A 3504-nucleotide genomic window follows, 5' to 3' on the forward strand; every position below is an offset into this window, starting at 1 on the left:
CAAGCCGCAGGCGGTCTCAACCGCCGCAAAAATTTCGCCCAACCCAGCAAGGATATCTTCAAGGGTGATCGGACGGGTCAGCGTGAAGTCCAAGTCTTCCGAAAACCGATAGCCCTCGAACCAGCAGCGTCGCAGGGCCGTACCACCTTTGAAGGCCAGTACGTCACGTAACGGATGGCCGGCCAAACCGGTCAGGAACCAGGCCAGCATGTAATCGCGTTCGATGACGGCCTCGGGGATGCGCCGCCCGCCAGCGGTCACCAGCGTGTTCGAGATCAGGGAAATATTGCGTTGAGGAATCATCAGCCAAGTCTCACGGCATCCAGTTCTTCGGGAGTCACGTTGAGCTGGATCCGCCAACGTGAGAGGAATGCTCCCTCGGCGGGGAGCAGTGGATCAAGGCGCTGGTAAGTTGCCGTCAGCATGCCGCGCAACGGCTCCAGCACCGGAGCATCGGCCAAGCCATAGTGTTCCAGCAGGTAGCCGAGGCGGCGCACGACGGCGCCGACGCCGAGACGTCGCGCATAGTCCAGCAGCCGTTCGACTTTTAGTACGTCCCGCTTCATCCACAAGCCCTTGGCGACTTCGGTAACGCCACCGGCAAATGCCGGGTGTCGGAGACCATCAATGATGGTGCGCTCCATGTCGCTGATCATCACGAAGCGCTCCTTGTCGATCCAGTGCTTCATAACCCCAAATTCTTGCTCCGCCGTAATGTGGACAAACCGAAAGTCATAGCCACCCACCGTCTGCGGACGCACGCGCCGCGTGCATGACACATACACGGTGAAGGTCGGCTGCGTCACCATGCGATGCAACTCAAGTGCGGTGCCGTGCGACAGGAAGTATGGCGCCGCACCGGCGAGTTCACGCGCGATCAAGTACGGACTGTCGATGTGCTCAGTGGCCCGGCCGAGTTCGAATGGCACGAGGTTGTACAGGCCAGGCTTCAGTCGCGTAACCAAGCCTCGCTGCTGGGCCTTGTGCACGAGATTCCGGGCTGATGCCGACGACAGGCCGGTGATCGATTCCACATCCGCCAAGGTGAACGTGGACCGGCGTAGTTCATTCAGCTCAGTGAAGAGCTGCGCTGCGCGTGGGCCTAGCGTCTTCGTTTGCAAATGATATTTTGCGCTCAATATGCACCTCAAAAAGAAACGCACTGCGCGCTAAATATAACACCAACGATATTCAGCGGCAAGTTCGTCTCCCTCTAGGAGACAAGTTGAGCGTAAAATGTAACAATTAAAATTTAAAGGCAAAAATCGCCATAGACTGCACCAAAAAGGAAGTGCCCGATGACCGTCAGTGTCCACAATCCAGACCAGTATATGGCCAGCCTGCGGCAGATCATTGCCCAGGGACGCAAGCGGATCGGCCTCCTGGTCGGGGCGGGCGCGCCGGCCGGCATCTTCTCTCCCGGTAGCGACAGGCCACTGATCCCTGCTGTGGCAGGCCTCACCGACATGGTAATGGAAGCGCTGAAAGCCGACTGCATTGGCCGCAGTGAATATAGGCTGCCTGAAAAACTGGAAGTCCAGCATAGGATGGGAAGATTCTGAAACGAATCCCAGGGTCAGCCAAAGACCAAGAACCCCCACTGGTACATTGATCCAGAACACGGAGCGCCAACCAAGGGTTCCGACCAGCCACCCTCCCAAAGTTGGTCCCGCGACCACTGCAAAACCCGACACTCCCGCCCACCAACCGATGGCCCGCGCGCGTAGGCGGGCGTCGGGAAAAGCGTTTCGCAGGATAGCCAGCGAATTAGGTAACACGGCAGCAGCGCCAATACCTTGCAGGCTTCTCGCAACGATTAAAAACACATAGGATGGAGCCGACGCACAAGCGATAGAACCCAGCACGAAAAGCACTATTCCGCTGGTATATATTCGACGGCGGCCAAAAATATCGCCAAGATCTCCGGTTGTCAGCATCAGGCTGGAGAATAAAATGGCATACGCATCGACCACCCATTGCAGGGCCGCGACATCCGCATGGAGATTGTCCTGTATGCTTTTTAGTGCAACATTCACCACGGTGAGGTCGAGTTGGATCATGAACAGGCCAAAGCAGACAGACAGCAGGGTCATTTTGGAAAAGTGTCGGCGTGAAGTCATCATGTACCTGTGGGTCAGTTTCCTTATTTGATCGACAGTATACCCGAGCCACCCGAGATAGCTGATTCGATATCCATCGAAATATGAAATGGTTCCAGGAGACACTATGGACAGGCCAAATACCATGGCATTGCTGGCAGTACCTACCCGCATGGCCATGCTTTTTGCCTTGATGGATGGATCAGCTTTGCCTGCCAGCGAATTGGCCCACCGGGCTGGTGTCAGCCCGCAAACGGCCAGTCACCATTTGGCGCTGCTCATAGAGGCCCATCTGCTTGTGGTAGAGCGTTGTTTGCGGTATCGCTATTATCGAATTGCCAGCCCGGCTGTGGTTGAGGCGATAGAAAGCTTGTTAGTGATATCTGGACAACCGGCCTTGAAAGAACGTGCTGACCATAGCCAACTGGAACGCCTACGCTTGGCCAGAACCTGTTATGATCATCTGGCTGGTCGAATTGCGGTGTCTTTGGCTGATGCGCTACAGAAAAAGGATTGGATTGTTCTGGAGGGACGCGATTTTCAGGTCACCGAAAGAGGTGAAAGTGCGTTCAATAAACTAGGCATTGATCTCCCCATGCTGCGCAAACAACAACGACTATTTGCCCGTCGTTGCATTGATTGGAGTGAAAGGCGACCGCACCTTGGTGGTGCTTTGGGTGCTGCTCTGTTGGCACGATTCCAGGAAATGGACTGGGTTCGTAAAAAGACGGGAGATCGTCAGGTCCATATTTCGAGTAAAGGGCAACAGGAACTCTGGAAACGGTTTGGGATTGATCTCTGACGTCATGGTGACGGGGAATATTGAAAAAGGGTCCAATCAATGACCAGGAAACTTATTAGCTCCGGATCCAGTTTCGAGCAAGAAATTGGCTACTCGCGAGCAGTAGTAGCTGGAGAGTGGGTCTTTGTTTCTGGCACCACCGGTTTCGACTATTCCAGTATGACCATCGCCGAAGGTCTGTTGGAGCAGACCGAACAATGTCTAAAAAACATCGCCTCGACATTGCAGCAGGCGGGATCGAGCCTGGATGACGTTGTGCGAGTAACCTACGTGCTTCCGAACGGATCAGAGTTTTCTGAATGCTGGCCGGTACTTCGCAAATACTTCTCTGAAGTGCGGCCAACTGCGATGATGATCTCCGCAGGTCTCGCGGACCCTCGAATGCGGATCGAGATCGAGGTCACGGCCTTGAAACAATCAAAGGAGTGATTGGGCGACACCTTCGCGTAGTGGCTTCGTCCAACAGTTAGGTAAACAATTCATGAAAGTATTTCGCGGCAGCACATTCAAAGCGAATCATCCTGAGCTATAGTCAAATCTGGTGTATGAGCATTTTCTGACATAGATCAGGCGGCGGTCTGTTGATCATCCGGCAGGGTTAGG

General features: G+C 54.7%; 5 protein-coding genes. 2 read left to right on the forward strand and 3 right to left on the reverse strand.

Annotated elements, in window-relative coordinates; translation table 11 throughout:
- The 3 genes from HAP95_RS16865 to HAP95_RS16875 all read right to left on the reverse strand — a co-directional run.
- Window positions 1-303 (reverse strand): nucleotidyl transferase AbiEii/AbiGii toxin family protein (locus tag HAP95_RS16865; RefSeq protein ID WP_215885284.1); only part of this gene is annotated, 303 nt, incomplete at its 3' end.
- Window positions 303-1139, reverse strand: a complete 837-nt coding sequence (locus HAP95_RS16870) for a type IV toxin-antitoxin system AbiEi family antitoxin domain-containing protein (RefSeq protein ID WP_215885285.1) — start codon at window positions 1137-1139, stop codon at window positions 303-305. The genes HAP95_RS16870 and HAP95_RS16865, both read right to left, overlap by 1 nt.
- Before the next feature lie 30 nt (window positions 1140-1169).
- Window positions 1170-2123 carry an MFS transporter gene (locus HAP95_RS16875; RefSeq protein ID WP_215885286.1) on the reverse strand — a complete coding sequence of 318 codons (954 nt, stop codon included), beginning with the start codon at window positions 2121-2123 and terminating at the stop codon, window positions 1170-1172.
- 103 nt (window positions 2124-2226) lie between these two features.
- Between HAP95_RS16875 and HAP95_RS16880 the strand changes: the two genes are divergently transcribed.
- Together HAP95_RS16880 and HAP95_RS16885 are read left to right on the forward strand one after the other, a co-directional pair.
- On the forward strand, window positions 2227-2901 hold the full coding sequence (locus HAP95_RS16880; RefSeq protein WP_215885287.1) for an ArsR/SmtB family transcription factor: 675 nt from the start codon (window positions 2227-2229) through the stop codon (window positions 2899-2901).
- 39 nt (window positions 2902-2940) lie between these two features.
- Window positions 2941-3330 (forward strand): RidA family protein, encoded by a 390-nt coding sequence (locus HAP95_RS16885; protein WP_215885288.1) that lies wholly within the window; start codon window positions 2941-2943, stop codon window positions 3328-3330.
- Window positions 3331-3504: the final 174 nt, after the last annotated feature.

It is taken from the genome of Acidithiobacillus sulfurivorans (genome assembly GCF_018853815.1).
Lineage (GTDB): Bacteria > Pseudomonadota > Gammaproteobacteria > Acidithiobacillales > Acidithiobacillaceae > Acidithiobacillus > Acidithiobacillus sulfurivorans.

Excerpts from the sequence above, each read along its gene's own strand:
- HAP95_RS16875 (WP_215885286.1), bottom strand. The coding sequence starts at position 2,123 with ATGATGACTTCACGCCGACACTTTTCCAAAATGACCCTGCTGTCTGTC.
- HAP95_RS16880 (WP_215885287.1), top strand. The coding sequence starts at position 2,227 with ATGGACAGGCCAAATACCATGGCATTGCTGGCAGTACCTACCCGCATG.
- HAP95_RS16885 (WP_215885288.1), top strand. The coding sequence starts at position 2,941 with ATGACCAGGAAACTTATTAGCTCCGGATCCAGTTTCGAGCAAGAAATT.